Here is a 12863-nt window from a genome sequence, read left to right on the forward strand (position 1 = left end):
CATAGCCAGCGGGATCTTCAAAGCATTGCAAGTGGCCGGCAACACCATCGCTTCATGGACGTTGTCGCGTCAAGGGCCACGCCCGGTCGGGTCTCTAGATGTAATGGTCCACCAGCAGAGCCGCAAACAGCAACGACAGGTGTATCAAAGAGAAGCGAAATGTCTTGCGTGCCAGCGCATCGGAATAATCGCGCCAGAGCGCGAAGGCGTACAAACAGAACCCGATGCTCAAGACCACGGCAGCAGCCAGGTAAAGGTAGCCACTCATGCGCATGATGAACGGCATCAGGCAGGCCGCGAACAGAACAAAGGTGTAGAGCAAAATCTGCAGCCGCGTGAACTCCGAGCCGTGCGTCACCGGCAGCATGGGCAAACCCGATTTACGGTAATCCTCGACGCGGTAGAGCGCCAGCGCCCAGAAGTGGGGAGGCGTCCACAGGAAGATGATCAGGAAGAGAATCAAGGCCTCTGGAGCGACCACGCCAGTCATCGCAGCCCAGCCCAATACCGGGGGCATGGCACCCGAAGCCCCACCGATGACGATATTCTGAGGCGTGAGCGGCTTGAGAATGACGGTGTAGATCACGGCATAACCCACGAAAGTCGCGAAGGTCAGCCACATCGTCAAAGGGTTGACCCAGAAGTAGAGAATCGCCGAACCTGCGGCGCAGAGCACAGCAGAAAACGACAGTGTTTGCAGGTTGGACAGCTCGCCTTTGGCTGTGGGCCGCCATGCGGTGCGGCGCATTTTGGCGTCGATCTGCTGTTCCACAACGCAGTTGAACGCAGCGGCAGCGCCGGCCACCAGCCAGATGCCAAAGCAGGCGGTGGCCGCCAATTGCACCTGCGCCCAGCTCGGCAGGCCGGGCACTGCCAGCACCATGCCGATCAGGGCACAGAACACGATGAGTTGAATCACCCGGGGCTTGGTGAGCGCATGAAATTGCCGCCATACGGACAGGGTCGCCTGGGCGGGGGAAGAGGAAGGCGCGGTGCTCATCGGGTGGCTCGGGACAGGTTGTAGGCGGGAGCGCCAGAAGATTGGGTGGCGCCTTGGGTGGCAATCAGCACACCCGTCATGGCGATCACGAGTGCAGCCGCGCCACCGGTGTGGGCGATGGCGGCCAACATCGGCCAATCCAGCACCACATTGGCCAGTCCGCTGGCAAGTTGCCACAGCGCCAGCAAGGCCAGGGTCTGGGCAACCCTGCGAAGGTGCGCCGCCCGCCATAGCGACCATGCCGCCAAACCCAGGCCCACAAACACCGCGTAGGCGCTCAATCGGTGCACGTAGTGAATCGCAGTCAAGGCCGCAAAGGGAATGGCATCACCCGCCGGGGTGACGCCCAGGCCACGCCACAGGGAAAAACCGTGCTGAAAATCCATTGATGGCCACCAGCTGCCCTGGCAGGTGGGGAATTCGCTGCAAGCCAACACCGCGTAGTTGGTACTGACCCAACCACCCAGCGCAATTTGCACCCAGAGCAAAACAAAAACGGCCCACAACAATCGGCGCAGGGCTGCCGAGATGGTTGTTCGCTGCAATCCGCCCGGCTCAGCCAAGGCATACCCCACAGCCTGAACCCGCAGCAGCGACAACAGCGCCATGCCCCCAGCAAATGAAGGGTCACGATGGCGGGAAAAAGCTTCATGGTGACCGTGAGCGCGCCGAACGCCCCTTGCAGGCAGACCCAAAACAAGGTGATCAAAGGCCAGCCGTGCCACACCTGCAGCCGTTTGCGCTCCAGCCAGCTCACCAGCGCAATGACCGAAATCAGCACCCCCACCGCCGTCGCCAGGTAGCGGTGGACCATTTCAACCCATGCCTTGGAATGGGTCACCGGGCCGGTGGGCATCGCCTCTTGCGCGGCGGCGATCGAAGCAGTGGCCCCCACGGGGCTCATGTGCCCGTAACAACCGGGCCAATCGGGGCAGCCCAGGCCCGAGTCGGTCAGGCGGGTAAAGGCTCCGAACAGCACGAGATCAAAGGTCAAAAACAGCGTAATGAGTGTGAGCACCTTCAATCGCTGCGCTGGCGCGGCGTGGCGGTTGCGCAACCACACCCAGGTCAGAGGCCCGAGCGCGATCACCACACCCAGCAACATCATGCGGGCCAGGGGCGCAAAGTCGTACAGAGGTTGTGCGGCGGCGTTCATGGGTTCAGTCAGCGCAAGGCATCAGCCGCCAGTTGTTTGTGCAGGTGCAGGTGCGGGCACGGTCTTGGGTTCGGGGCGGCCATCGGTATCCCAGAAGGCTGAGGCGCTCAGGAGGCGCGACAGGTCGCGCTTGATTTTGAGAGGATCGGCGTCTGCGGGGAAACGCATCATCCAGTTGCCGATCGGGTCAACCACATACAGGTGATCGGCCAAACGATGCCCTGGCGCCGGCTGCAACCAGGTTGCCAACTCGGTCTCGTCCACGTGCAACACGGTGGCCCTGGCGGTGGCCTCTTTCAGCGGCGCCGACAGCTCGGCATCGCCCGTTCGCAGCCATACCCATTCCAGCCGTTCTTTTTCCTTGCCCAAACCTTCGCGCAGCTGGCGCTGGACAAACAAATGCTGATTGCAGGCCTCATCGCAGGCCGAATCGGCCACGCTGATGAACAGCCACTGGTCTTTCAGCTGGGTCAATGGAACAGTTTCGCCTTGCGTATTGGTGCCATTGATGGCGGGCAAAGGCCGCTGCGGATCGATCAGTTCACCATAGTTCCGGCGACCCTCCGGGCGGATGACGTAGTAGGTGACATAGGACGCAACGACCGGGGCCACACTGACCAGCAAGAGCAACAGGAGCTTCCAACGGCCGGCCCGCGCATCGACGGTTTTGGCCGCACCACTTTCGTCCAGCGCGGGAAGGCTGTGCACGGTCATCGTCAGGGGTTCATCGGGAGTCTGTGCCATCGGGGCGGTGCTTTCGGCGGGGAGATATGAATTGAAACCAGAGAAACAGCAAGGCAGCGGTGGCGCTCATCGCGAACCACTGCACGGCGTACCCCATATTTTTTTGCGCGCCTGCCGAGAAACGCGGCCAGTCGCGCTGAAATGCCGTGTCGGCAGGCGCCGTTTGCAACAGCGAGGCGTCCAACAAAGGCAGCCCGGTCTCGTGAATGAACGCGGTGAGGTCGATATTTTGCCGGATCGGGCCTGGCTGGCTGGCGCCGAGCTCAAATAGGTGGCTGGGCGGCGGGGCCAATCGTCCTTCTACCGTCACCCAGCCACCCGGGGTTTCGATGACTGGCACCCGGCTGCGGTCGATAAAGTCGCGCGGCACCCAGCCCCGCTGCACCAGAATGGTCCGGGACAGGTCCTGAAGTTTGAGCGGGGTCACCAGAATGAAGCCGCTGCGCCCGTTCATCGGTCGGTTGTCCAGAAAGACCGATGCCTGCGGTATCCACTCGCCCGTCAGACGGGCGATGCGGTGGTATCCATTCTTCACATCGACCGCGGCAACGACGTCACGTCCGGTCAGGGGGACCATCGTGCCCCGTTCTTCAATCAGGGATTCGAGCGCTTGTTTCTCAGCGGCCCGAGACAACTGCCAGAAACCCAACGACATGGTGAGGGCCACCGTGACAAGGGTGGCCAGGGCCAATGTCCACCACCGCAAAGAGCTGGATTTCATTGGAATGCCTTGTTTGGGAATGCCCCACTGCACGTCTTCATCGCCTGGGCCTGGACAAGCGACACCCGTCGGGTCCGAACAGGTTCGCCATGGCGCCGCCCGGGAGCAGGCGGAACATTGGATAATTCGTGGATGACATACCTTGTGATTGTGGCGTTTGTGGCCATCATTGGCAGTTTGGCGGTGGCTTTGGTGGCCATGATGCGTGGAGGACCCTCGCCAACAGACAAGGGTGAAGCGCCAGAAGCCCCCCGAAAAAACCACATGGCCCGTGCCCTCGCGTTCCGCGTGGGATTTTCCCTGTTGCTGTTTGTGGTGGTTCTCGTCAGCTACAAACTGGGCTGGATCCATCCAACAGGATTGCCTTTGGGTCGCTGATTCAGCAGATCGTTCAGCAATTCAGCAAAAAAAGGCGCCTATCGGCGCCTTTTTTGTTGGGGACTTTGCCAACCGGCCAGTTCCCCGGAGCCGGCTCACAGCCAATACACGAGGATGTAAAGGCCCAGCCACACCACGTCTACGAAGTGCCAATACCAGGCAGCACCTTCGAAGCCAAAGTGTTTCGTGGCGGTGAAGTGTCCCTTCTGCAAGCGCAGGGTGATAAACAGCAGCATCAACATGCCCACGAACACGTGAAAGCCGTGAAAACCGGTCAGCATGAAGAAGGTCGAACCGAAAATCCCCGAGCTCAATTTGAGGTTGTATTCTGTGTAGGCATGGTAGTACTCGTAACCTTGCACAAACAAGAACACGATACCCAGCAACACCGTCATCCACATAAACGCGATGGTCTTGCCGCGGTTGCTCGCCAGCAGCGCATGGTGAGCAATGGTCAAGGTCACACCAGAAGTCAACAGCAACGCGGTGTTGATCGTGGGCAACCAGAAAGGACCCATCGTCTGGAAGTGGTCAACAATGCCACCAGGCGACGCCGTGGCACCAGCCTGCATGCTGGGCCAGACCGCTGCAAAATCAGGCCAGATCAGCGCATTCTCAATGCTGCCCAAAGCGGGTACCGAATGCATACGGGCCCACCACAGCGCGGTAAAGAACGCACCGAAGAACATCACTTCCGAGAAGATGAACCAGCTCATGCTCCAGCGGTAGGAGAGGTCGATCTTGTGGCCATACATACCGCTTTCACTCTCCCCCACGGCCTGACTGAACCACTGAAACAGCACGATGAGCCAGAAAGCCAAGCCAAAAGCCAATGAATAGGCACCCCAGCCGGCTCCGTTGACCCACTGGCCAGCGCCCAGGATCACAAAGAACAGGCCGATGGCCGCCATCACCGGATGGCGAGAAGGCCCCGGGATGAAGTAGTAAGGCGTGGTGCCGTGTGTGGTTGCTGACATGCTCACTCCAATGCTTTCGCTTCTAAGACTATTTGAGAGAAAAACCGATGCGTCATTCGAATGGCTCCCTCAGGAGACCACCCACTTGACCACAAAAATCAAGATAAAAACAAACAACAAGGCCATGATCAATCCGACCACCACAAGGTGTACAGGGTTGAGTTTGGCAATGTCGTCCTGGTAGTCGGCGTTGCGGCGCACACCCAGGAAACCCCACAACACAGCCTTCACTGTGCCCAGCAGGCTTCCTTTGCGCTTGTGCAATGGCTTGTCGCTCATACCGCCCCCCCCAACTTCACTGTCGCTGGTACACGGTTCACCGTGGCCACATCCTGGGGCGCGGCCGGCACCTTTCCGCCCACCTCAAAGAAGGTGTAGGACAGGGTGATGGTGGTCACGTCTTTTGACAACTTGGGATCGATCACGAACGCCACCGGCCACTCTTTCTTTTCGCCGGGCGCCAGTGTGTACTGGTTGAAGCAGAAGCACTCCAGCTTGTTGAAATGCGATGCCGCCTGTTTGGGTGCATAACTGGGAATTGCCTGCGCCGACATGGTCCGGTTCTGTACGTTCTGGAACTCATACAGCACCGTCGTCAACTCGCCGGGGTGAACCTGCAAGCTCCGGACTTCAGGCTTGAAGTGCCACGGACCCCGGGAATTCACATCAAACTCAACAGTGATCGTGCGGCTCAGATCCACTTGCGTGTTGGCTGGCAACTTGACCTTGGCGCCCGGCACTTCACGCTCGGCCAAAGCCAGAATGTTGATGCCTGTCACCTCGCATATCGCGCGGTAGATCGGCACCAGCGCATAACCAAAGGCGAACATGCCGAGCGTGATCACGCCCAGCTTTCCGACCATTTTGAGGTTGTCGCTTTTCAGTGCCATATCAAGTTGCGTTGCGTTTTCAACCGCCGAACAAGACCATCTTGCCCACGAAGCCGACAAAGAAGACCAAGGCAACCGACGCCAGCACAAGTGCCAGCCGAAGGTTGTTCTTTTTCTGTTCCCTGTTCATAGGTTCAGCCGATCACCTTGGTGGCGGTGATGTCGAGTTTCGGTGGGGTTTCAAAGGTATGGAAAGGCGCAGGGGACGGGACTTCCCACTCCAGGCCTTCTGCACCTTCCCAAGGTTTCTGCACCGCTTTTGCACCCTTGCCGCGCATGGCGGGGATGATCACGGCAATGAAGAAATACACCTGGGCAAAACCGAAGAAGAAACCACCCACTGAAGCAATCGCGTTGAAATCGGCAAACTGCATGGGGTAGTCGGCATAACGACGCGGCATGCCGGCCAGGCCCAGGAAGTGCATGGGGAAGAAGGTCACGTTGAACGAGATCATCGACCACCAGAAGTGGATCTTGCCGCGGGTTTCGCTGTACATCACACCGGTCCACTTCGGCAACCAGTAGTAGATGCCTGCAAACATGGCGAACAGCGAGCCCGCCACCAGCACGTAATGGAAGTGGGCCACCACGTAGTAGGTGTCCTGGAAGTTGATGTCGATCGGTGCCACAGACAGGATCAGACCCGTGAAGCCACCAATGGTGAACACGAAGATAAAGCCCACCGCCCACAGCATCGGTGTCTCGAACGTCATCGAACCCTTCCACATCGTGGCGATCCAGTTGAAGATCTTCACGCCTGTGGGCACAGCGATCAACATGGTCGAGTACATGAAGAACAACTGGCCGGTGACCGGCATGCCGGTTGTGAACATGTGGTGAGCCCACACGACAAAAGACAGAATGGCGATTGAGCCCGTGGCGTAAACCATGGAGGCGTAACCGAACAACTTCTTGCGCGCAAACGCGGGCACCACCTGGCTGACGATGCCGAAGGCCGGCAAGATCATGATGTACACCTCGGGGTGACCGAAGAACCAGAAAATATGCTGGTACATCACGGGGTCACCGCCGCCAGCAGGGTTGAAGAAGCTGGTGCCAAAGTGGCGATCGGTCAGCGTCATGGTGATGGCGCCAGCCAGCACGGGCATCACGGCGATCAGCAGGTAAGCGGTGATCAGCCAGGTCCAGCAGAACATGGGCATCTTCATCAGCGTCATGCCGGGGGCGCGCATGTTCAGAATGGTGACGATGATGTTGATCGAGCCCATGATCGACGAAGCGCCAAGGATGTGCATGGCAAAAATGCCGGCATCCATCGAGGGGCCCATTTGCAGCGTCAGTGGTGCGTACAGCGTCCAGCCAGCAGCGGGTGCGCCACCAGGCATGAAGAAGGACGACACCAACATCAGGGCGGCAGGAATCATCAGCCAGAAGCTGAAGTTGTTCATGCGGGCAAAAGCCATGTCACCTGCGCCGATTTGCAGCGGGATCATCCAGTTCGCAAAGCCCACAAAGGCCGGCATGATGGCGCCGAAAACCATGATCAGACCGTGCATGGTCGTGAGCTGGTTGAACAGCCCCGGGTTGACCAACTGCAAACCCGGCTGGAACAGCTCGGCGCGAATCAGCAGGGCCAGCACGCCACCCACCATGAGCATGGTGAACGCGAACAGCAGATACAAGGTACCGATGTCTTTGTGGTTGGTGGCGAACACCCAGCGACGCCAGCCCGCAGGGGCGTGGTGGTCATGGTGATCGTCGTGCGCGTGAGCGTCATGGGGATCAAGTACTGCACTCATTTGTTTTTCCTTTGCAATTCAATCTTGGGCCTGCAGGCGCTCACTGGCGTGCAGCCACCACATCGGCGGGCTGCACAATCTGTTCAGTCTGGTTGGACCAGGAATTTTTGGCGTAAGTCATCACGGCGGCCAGCTCGGTGTCCGAGAGCTGCTTCCATGAAGGCATGGCCCCGTTGTTTTGACCATTCAGCAAGACGGAAATCATCTTGCTCTTGTCAGCATCCAGCACGACAGCAGCGCCGTCCAACGGCTTGATTGTGCCCGCGCCCTTGCCGCTGGCCTGATGACAGGCCACACAATTCGCGGCGTAAACCGACTCGCCACGCTTGACGAGGGCGGTAAGTTCCCAGACCTTGGATGGATCATCAGCGGCAGCGGCCATGGCCTTTTGCTTGTCAGCGACCCAGGCGGAATAGTCTTCGGCGCTCAACACCTTCACGTGGATCGGCATGTAGGCATGCTCCTTGCCACACAACTCGGCACACTGACCATAAAAATCGCCGGTCTTTTCCGCACGGAACCAGGTATCGCGCACGAAACCCGGAATCGCATCTTGCTTGATACCAAATGCGGGCACCATGAACGCGTGAATCACGTCGTTTGCGGTTGTGATGATGCGAACCTTCTTGCCCACAGGGACCACCAGCGGATTGTCCACTTTGAGCAGGTAATCGTCGGTGGGTGGCGGGTTGCCGCTGTTGGACATTTCGCGGTGCGAGTTGTCGAGCGTGGAGAGGAAGCCAATACCCTCGCCTTCACCCTTGATGTAGTCGTAGCCCCATTTCCACTGCATGCCCGTTGCCTTGATGGTCAGGTCGCTGTTGGTGGTGTCCTTCTGAGCCACCAGCACCTTGGTGGCCGGCAGGGCCATTCCGATGACGATCAACAGGGGAACGATGGTCCAGCCCAGTTCCACCCAGATCGGCTCGGGCAACTCCTGGGCCTTGTGTCCGACCGATTTACGGTGCTTGAGGATCGAATAAAACATCACACCAAACACCAGAAAGAAGATCACCGCGCAAATGATCATCATGAACCAGTGCAGCCAGTGCTGTTCTTCAGCAATCTTGGTGGCGGCAGGCGCAAAGTTGAGTTGGTTTACAGCGGGGCCGCCTGGCAGGTCATTCACCGCATAGGCGGCGTTCGTGACCCAAACGCCTGCGCCAAGGGTCAACGCCGCTGCCGCACCGCGCAACGTCACCAAACGGTTTCGCAGGGATTCACCCGATTTTTTTGTCGTACTCACTTTTGCGCCTCGAATATAAGCATTGATTTATATCAACACAGATTAGAACAAATTTTCAGGTACTCGCCCACTCCGGGAATACCCAAGCACGGTGCTTCAACCACTGTGCAACGCCCTGCGAATCTCTGCAGCCAGTGCCGGTCTCAGCTCAGAGCGCAAAAACCGACCTATCTTCACTACCTGGCCTCCACCCCTCAACTCCACCAAACGATCTCCATCGCGCCGAGGCTCGATCCGCACCGCATGGCGGGCAAACTCACAACGCCGGGTCTGCCCCGCCAACTCTTGCTCAACCACAAGCTGCCCCCCCGTGATCCGGATGCACTCCCTATCGGTCGCATGCCGCGCATAGACCAAAAAGGCCGTTGCCAACGCCATCAACTCAATAGCAGTGAAAGCCAGCACCAAGGTCGCACCCATGAACCAGAAAAACACGGCCACAAGCAGCGACAGCACGGCCAATGCCACAAACACCCCGCCCAGTTGCCCAGGCGTTATCGAACAATTCCGGCGCAAGAGCCATTCAGGGCCCTGTTCGGACACACCAGCCTGCGCCATCGGTTCGAATATCTGTGTCACTCCGCCTCACCTTGAAGGGCCCAGTCCACCCGAAGATAGACGCAGCCGAGCAGGGGCAAACCCCCAGCGATTTGATTTATGTCAATTGTAGCGGGCAGAAACCCGACTCTCCCTGACATCGAGCAACAGCGCCATACTTTCCGGGTCACAACACGGCGGCAGAAACACCGCTTACCGGCGCCCCGTGCGCAACATGGCGCGCATCACATCCACCGATACCGCTTGCTCGGCTTTCATTGGCACGCGGGGCTGCGGCTTGAATGCGTGGCCATAGACCACCTCAAACGTCATCACCAGCCGCCCAGATTCATCGCGAGGAATATGGCTGTCCAGGGCCAGCCGCAGCGCTTCGTGCCACCCTCGACCGCGCAAGGCAGCAAACCGGTTCTCATTCAGATTGCGCCCCAGCCCTCGAAGCTCTTGCAAATAGGCGTCAACGTGACTGAAGGTCAGGGTAATGCGCTCCATATCCATGACAGGCTCGGCAAAACCGCTCGCGACCAACATGTCGCCCCAGTCATGCATGTCGGTGAATGCATGGGCCGGCTCTGGCCAGCCCATTCGGGCATACACGCCTCTGAGTTCGAGCAGGCTGTCAGGCCCCAAACAGCTGAACATCACAAAACCGTCTGGCTTCAGCAAACCATGCCAGCGCTGCAACATGTCACCGGGCAGAGGTTCGCCATGAAGCGCCATGTTCGCCCACACCATCGCCACCGAGGCATCGTCACCGATTGCTGACGGTTCGTGTGCTCTTCGCCATTGCGCCGGATTCCACGACAGGTGCGCGGCTTCTCGCGTGGCTTTCAGCGCATGTGCCATATCGTTGGCCCACACACGGCAATCTGCCTTTGGCAGCTTTTCACGCAAATGCCGGTGTGCGTCCATGCCCCCGAACGCAGGCTCCCAATGAAGCCAACTGTCGGGCATCTCGCGAAACCACTCCAGCCGCTGTGCCATGCGCTTCGCCACCTCTTCATGCAGCCAGGGGCTGGCCACAGGCAGACAGCGGGCCCATCGCCGGGCGGCGGCGGCATCCAGACCAGGAACGGCCAAGCTGTGTGGTTTTTGAAGGGTCATCGGTGGGAGAGGGGGGAGTGGCCGGAAGCAGGATTTCCATGCCCGAAGGCTGGGCTCGGTCCGCGTCAAGCAACGCAACGGCTGTCAAACAGCGCGGCTCGCCAGTATATTGACTCCATGATGCCCTTTTCCAAGCTGACCTCTGTCGCTCGACACCTGCCTGGGCAGTGTCAGGTATGTGCTCGCTGGCCAGCACAGCCCATCTGCGCCGACTGCGCCAGGCGCTTTGCGCAACCCAGAGCCCGCTGCGGGACTTGCGCCAGGCCCTTGCACGGCACACGCTCGCGCTGCGGAGCTTGTCTGGCTGAAAGGCGGCCCGCAGCAATTGAAACCTGCCTTGCGGCCGTCGACTATGCCTATCCATGGGATCAACTCATCGCGCGGTTCAAGTTTCGCCAAGAACCTGCCCTGGCTCAACCGCTGGCGACATTGATGCTGGAAATGCCACAAATGGCCGGGCTGCTCCGGGCGTGTGACTGGATCGTCCCGATTCCCGTGGCGCCCAAACGGCTGGCTGAACGCGGCTACAACCAGGCCTGGGAAATGGTCAAGGCCCTGCGCGTCTTGACAAAGGCCGATTGCGCGCCCGGCTGGGCAGACGCATTGCGTCGAATGGGTGAAGCCCCCGATCAGCACAACCTAGCCGCCCAACAACGCGTCAACAACCTGAAAAACGCGTTCCAGGTGAACGCGCTCCATGCGCACCGCCTTCGCGATGCGCACGTTCTGTTGATTGACGATGTGAGCACCACCGGTACAACGCTGCGTGAGGCGGCTGAAGCCTTGCGACTGGCGGGCGCCAGTCGAATCAGCGCAGCCGTATTTGCGCACACTGCCGGCGGTTGAATACAAGGGTGTACCGTTATCGCCCCGAATCAATTGGGCTTATGATCGCGCAGCAAAGAGAGCCCTAAAAGACCAGCCCACTGGCCACACCGCAGCGCGCCCCGGCGCCTCCGATACCGCATACATGTTTCACATCGTTCTGGTTGCCCCCGAGATCCCCCCCAACACCGGCAATGTGATCCGACTCAGCGCCAACACAGGTTGCGAGCTGCACCTGATTGAGCCTCTGGGTTTTTCAATGGACGACAAGGCGTTGCGTCGAGCAGGCCTCGACTATCACGAGTTCGCCAAAGTACACAAGCATGACAACTGGGACCAGTTTTTGATCAACACCCAAGCGAATCTCAGCCGCTTGTTCGCCTGCACGACGCGTGGCAGTACCAGCGTGTATGACGCAACATTTCAAACCGGAGACTGGCTGGTGTTCGGATCGGAAACCCAGGGGTTGCCAGAAAGCGTTCGAACACAGGTTCCGACCGAGCAACTCATCCGCTTGCCCATGCGCCCAGAACAGCGCAGCATGAATCTCTCAAACGCGGTGGCGGTCGTGGTGTTTGAGGCCTGGCGACAAAATGGCTTTGAAGGAGCGCAACTGTGACGCCATTGCCGAACCTGCTTGTGCAGAAGTGCACCCTTCATGAACGCGCGCAGGTGCCTGCCGACCCGCTCAGCTCCCCAGGGGGGTCACGTTGATTCAACGCATCGCCAAACTCATTCGCCGAACGTTCAAGCCGCGCCTCAAGTCGGTGAGAACCGCAACCCTCAAAGACCTTCAGGCGATTCGCTCCGCAATGAATGCCTGCGTGAGCGATTGCGAAGGCTTACAAGCCCAGCGACTGCATCTGAAGATCACTTCAGCGGCGTCCGCGCAAGACCTCTGGATGTTGCGCAATGACGCCTACCTGGTGATATCCCAGGCCCACAGCCAGTCCGAGGCGGCCACCCGTATCAACCGGCTCATGGATGCCTTCGATGGCTGGGTTGAGCCGCGCCAGCTCGTGAAGATCCGCTAGCGGACCACCGTCAAGGGTAGTGGCGAACCAGTGACTCGGCAACACAGACTGGCTTGTCGGCGCCTTCTCGCTCTACCGACACCGACCAGGTCATTTGCAGACCCGCATTTTCAATCGGTTTGGTTTCGAGCAAGGTCATGCGCGCGCGCAAGCGGCTGCCCACGGGAACAGGGGCCGTGAAGCGCACCTTGTTCAACCCGTAGTTGACCCCCATACGGGTTTCCTTGATCGAGAATGCCGACTGAAAAAACACGGGCAGCATCGACAAGGTCAGGAACCCGTGCGCGATCGGAGCACCAAACGGGCCGGCTTTTGCGCGTGCTTCGTCCACGTGAATCCACTGCAGGTCCCCGGTGGCCTCGGCAAATTGATTGATCCGTGCTTGTGTTACTTCGACCCAGTCGCTCACAGCGACCTCTTGTCCAACACATGCAGCCACTTCAGCGAGCGTTTCAAAGGTTTTCATAGCGTTC

At 59.3% G+C, this 12863-nt stretch carries 16 protein-coding genes and 1 pseudogene; 4 read left to right on the plus strand and 13 right to left on the minus strand.

The window, feature by feature from the left end; all coding sequences use genetic code 11:
* Nucleotides 1–94: 94 nt before the first annotated feature.
* The 4 genes and pseudogenes from cyoE to LPB072_RS19080 form a co-directional block, all read right to left on the minus strand.
* A complete protein-coding gene (gene cyoE, locus LPB072_RS19065; protein WP_066086933.1) occupies nucleotides 95–1000 on the minus strand; it encodes a heme o synthase in 906 nt (301 codons plus the stop codon).
* Nucleotides 997–2156 (minus strand): annotated as a pseudogene (locus tag LPB072_RS19070) (COX15/CtaA family protein). Before LPB072_RS19070 ends, cyoE begins: the two are co-directional and overlap by 4 nt.
* A gap of 21 nt (nucleotides 2157–2177) precedes the next feature.
* Complete coding sequence (locus tag LPB072_RS19075) at nucleotides 2178–2900, minus strand: SCO family protein (RefSeq protein ID WP_066086926.1); 723 nt, start codon at nucleotides 2898–2900, stop codon at nucleotides 2178–2180.
* Nucleotides 2881–3621, minus strand: coding sequence for an SURF1 family protein (locus LPB072_RS19080; RefSeq protein WP_066086924.1), 741 nt, complete (start codon nucleotides 3619–3621; stop codon nucleotides 2881–2883). Before LPB072_RS19080 ends, LPB072_RS19075 begins: the two co-directional genes overlap by 20 nt.
* Before the next feature lie 132 nt (nucleotides 3622–3753).
* Here LPB072_RS19080 and LPB072_RS19085 point away from each other — a divergent pair, with 132 nt between their 5' ends.
* Nucleotides 3754–3999 (plus strand): twin transmembrane helix small protein, encoded by a 246-nt coding sequence (locus LPB072_RS19085; RefSeq protein WP_066086921.1) that lies wholly within the window; start codon nucleotides 3754–3756, stop codon nucleotides 3997–3999.
* A gap of 95 nt (nucleotides 4000–4094) precedes the next feature.
* Here the strand turns inward: LPB072_RS19085 and LPB072_RS19090 are convergent, their stop codons facing one another.
* The 8 genes from LPB072_RS19090 to LPB072_RS19120 all read right to left on the minus strand — a co-directional run bounded on the left by LPB072_RS19090 (nucleotide 4095) and on the right by LPB072_RS19120 (nucleotide 10531).
* Nucleotides 4095–4976 carry a cytochrome c oxidase subunit 3 gene (locus LPB072_RS19090; RefSeq protein ID WP_066086918.1) on the minus strand — a complete coding sequence of 294 codons (882 nt, stop codon included), beginning with the start codon at nucleotides 4974–4976 and terminating at the stop codon, nucleotides 4095–4097.
* 69 nt (nucleotides 4977–5045) lie between these two features.
* Nucleotides 5046–5255, minus strand: coding sequence for a DUF2970 domain-containing protein (locus LPB072_RS19095; protein WP_066086916.1), 210 nt, complete (start codon nucleotides 5253–5255; stop codon nucleotides 5046–5048).
* Nucleotides 5252–5866, minus strand: a complete 615-nt coding sequence (locus LPB072_RS19100) for a cytochrome c oxidase assembly protein (RefSeq protein WP_066086912.1) — start codon at nucleotides 5864–5866, stop codon at nucleotides 5252–5254. Before LPB072_RS19100 ends, LPB072_RS19095 begins: the two co-directional genes overlap by 4 nt.
* A gap of 19 nt (nucleotides 5867–5885) precedes the next feature.
* The gene (locus LPB072_RS23975) at nucleotides 5886–5996 is read right to left on the minus strand and encodes a cytochrome oxidase small assembly protein (RefSeq protein ID WP_231943317.1); all 111 of its coding nucleotides are present in this window, start codon (nucleotides 5994–5996) and stop codon (nucleotides 5886–5888) included.
* A 4-nt stretch (nucleotides 5997–6000) separates the two neighbouring features.
* Nucleotides 6001–7626 (minus strand): cytochrome c oxidase subunit I, encoded by a 1626-nt coding sequence (gene ctaD / locus LPB072_RS19105; protein WP_066086909.1) that lies wholly within the window; start codon nucleotides 7624–7626, stop codon nucleotides 6001–6003.
* Between the two features lie 40 nt (nucleotides 7627–7666).
* Nucleotides 7667–8830, minus strand: a complete 1164-nt coding sequence (coxB, locus tag LPB072_RS19110; protein ID WP_066087217.1) for a cytochrome c oxidase subunit II — start codon at nucleotides 8828–8830, stop codon at nucleotides 7667–7669.
* A 138-nt stretch (nucleotides 8831–8968) separates the two neighbouring features.
* On the minus strand, nucleotides 8969–9451 hold the full coding sequence (locus tag LPB072_RS19115; protein WP_231943319.1) for a DUF2244 domain-containing protein: 483 nt from the start codon (nucleotides 9449–9451) through the stop codon (nucleotides 8969–8971).
* 171 nt (nucleotides 9452–9622) lie between these two features.
* Nucleotides 9623–10531: a methyltransferase domain-containing protein gene (locus LPB072_RS19120; RefSeq protein WP_066086903.1), complete on the minus strand. Its 909-nt coding sequence runs from the start codon at nucleotides 10529–10531 to the stop codon at nucleotides 9623–9625.
* A gap of 450 nt (nucleotides 10532–10981) precedes the next feature.
* On the opposite strand from LPB072_RS19120, the gene LPB072_RS23730 reads away from it, so the two are divergent.
* From LPB072_RS23730 to LPB072_RS19135, 3 genes are all read left to right on the plus strand, one after another.
* Nucleotides 10982–11377 (plus strand): ComF family protein, encoded by a 396-nt coding sequence (locus LPB072_RS23730; protein WP_157694116.1) that lies wholly within the window; start codon nucleotides 10982–10984, stop codon nucleotides 11375–11377.
* 124 nt (nucleotides 11378–11501) lie between these two features.
* Complete coding sequence (gene trmL, locus LPB072_RS19130) at nucleotides 11502–11975, plus strand: tRNA (uridine(34)/cytosine(34)/5-carboxymethylaminomethyluridine(34)-2'-O)-methyltransferase TrmL (RefSeq protein ID WP_066086898.1); 474 nt, start codon at nucleotides 11502–11504, stop codon at nucleotides 11973–11975.
* Between the two features lie 91 nt (nucleotides 11976–12066).
* A complete protein-coding gene (locus LPB072_RS19135) occupies nucleotides 12067–12390 on the plus strand; it encodes a hypothetical protein (protein ID WP_066086895.1) in 324 nt (107 codons plus the stop codon).
* Between the two features lie 10 nt (nucleotides 12391–12400).
* Here LPB072_RS19135 and LPB072_RS19140 read toward each other — a convergent pair whose 3' ends face one another.
* Complete coding sequence (locus tag LPB072_RS19140; RefSeq protein WP_066086891.1) at nucleotides 12401–12856, minus strand: MaoC family dehydratase; 456 nt, start codon at nucleotides 12854–12856, stop codon at nucleotides 12401–12403.
* Nucleotides 12857–12863 lie beyond the last annotated feature (7 nt).

The organism is Hydrogenophaga crassostreae, from assembly GCF_001761385.1.
Taxonomy (GTDB): Bacteria; Pseudomonadota; Gammaproteobacteria; order Burkholderiales; family Burkholderiaceae_C; genus Hydrogenophaga; species Hydrogenophaga crassostreae.

Coding starts and splice junctions, on each gene's coding strand:
- cyoE (WP_066086933.1), bottom strand. CDS start 1,000: ATGAGCACCGCGCCTTCCTCTTCCCCCGCCCAGGCGACCCTGTCCGTA.
- LPB072_RS19075 (WP_066086926.1), bottom strand. CDS start 2,900: ATGGCACAGACTCCCGATGAACCCCTGACGATGACCGTGCACAGCCTT.
- LPB072_RS19080 (WP_066086924.1), bottom strand. CDS start 3,621: ATGAAATCCAGCTCTTTGCGGTGGTGGACATTGGCCCTGGCCACCCTT.
- LPB072_RS19085 (WP_066086921.1), top strand. CDS start 3,754: ATGACATACCTTGTGATTGTGGCGTTTGTGGCCATCATTGGCAGTTTG.
- LPB072_RS19090 (WP_066086918.1), bottom strand. CDS start 4,976: ATGTCAGCAACCACACACGGCACCACGCCTTACTACTTCATCCCGGGG.
- LPB072_RS19095 (WP_066086916.1), bottom strand. CDS start 5,255: ATGAGCGACAAGCCATTGCACAAGCGCAAAGGAAGCCTGCTGGGCACA.
- LPB072_RS19100 (WP_066086912.1), bottom strand. CDS start 5,866: ATGGCACTGAAAAGCGACAACCTCAAAATGGTCGGAAAGCTGGGCGTG.
- LPB072_RS23975 (WP_231943317.1), bottom strand. CDS start 5,996: ATGAACAGGGAACAGAAAAAGAACAACCTTCGGCTGGCACTTGTGCTG.
- ctaD (WP_066086909.1), bottom strand. CDS start 7,626: ATGAGTGCAGTACTTGATCCCCATGACGCTCACGCGCACGACGATCAC.
- LPB072_RS19120 (WP_066086903.1), bottom strand. CDS start 10,531: ATGACCCTTCAAAAACCACACAGCTTGGCCGTTCCTGGTCTGGATGCC.
- LPB072_RS23730 (WP_157694116.1), top strand. CDS start 10,982: ATGGCCGGGCTGCTCCGGGCGTGTGACTGGATCGTCCCGATTCCCGTG.
- trmL (WP_066086898.1), top strand. CDS start 11,502: ATGTTTCACATCGTTCTGGTTGCCCCCGAGATCCCCCCCAACACCGGC.
- LPB072_RS19140 (WP_066086891.1), bottom strand. CDS start 12,856: ATGAAAACCTTTGAAACGCTCGCTGAAGTGGCTGCATGTGTTGGACAA.